The organism is Hymenobacter persicinus (assembly GCF_004167665.1).
GTDB classification, from domain to species: Bacteria; Bacteroidota; Bacteroidia; order Cytophagales; family Hymenobacteraceae; genus Hymenobacter; species Hymenobacter persicinus.
The window spans coordinates 1-443 of the sequence record NZ_SEWE01000101.1 but is presented as its reverse complement, the minus strand read 5'-3'; the positions used below and the strand labels follow the sequence as shown (position 1 = coordinate 443).

Below are 443 nucleotides of genomic sequence, written 5' to 3'. Positions count from 1 at the left end.
TCCTACCAGTTCTACCAGAACGGCTTCGGCACCTTGCCCGGCGGCCTGATCGGCTCGATGCAGGGCTTCTTTGTGCGCGTCTCCCAGCCCGTGGCCGCGTTCAGCTTCCTGAATGCCTGGCGCGCCACCGACTACCAGAACCCAAGCTTCAACCGCACCACGGCCGACCTGCGGCCGAGCGTGCAGCTGGATCTGGTCTCGGCCCAGGGCGTGCACGACCCGGCCTACGTTTACTTCGAGGACGGCGCCACCGACGGCGTGGACGACCACTACGACGCGGCTAAGCTCTCCAACACGACGGGGCTGAACCTGTCCTCGCTGGCGGCGGGCACGAGCCTGGCCGTCAACGGCCTGCCCGTGCGCAACGCCACGACGCTGGTGCCGCTGGCGGTAGGGGTGCCCACCACGGGTACCTACACCCTCTCGGCCGAAGCCCTGCTGAA

1 protein-coding gene is annotated in these 443 nt (G+C 68.2%); it reads left to right on the top strand.

Going from position 1 to position 443, the window contains the following annotated elements:
- The coding region (locus tag EWM57_RS21310) for a hypothetical protein (RefSeq protein WP_165370602.1) at window positions 1-443 on the top strand (443 nt) is incomplete at both ends.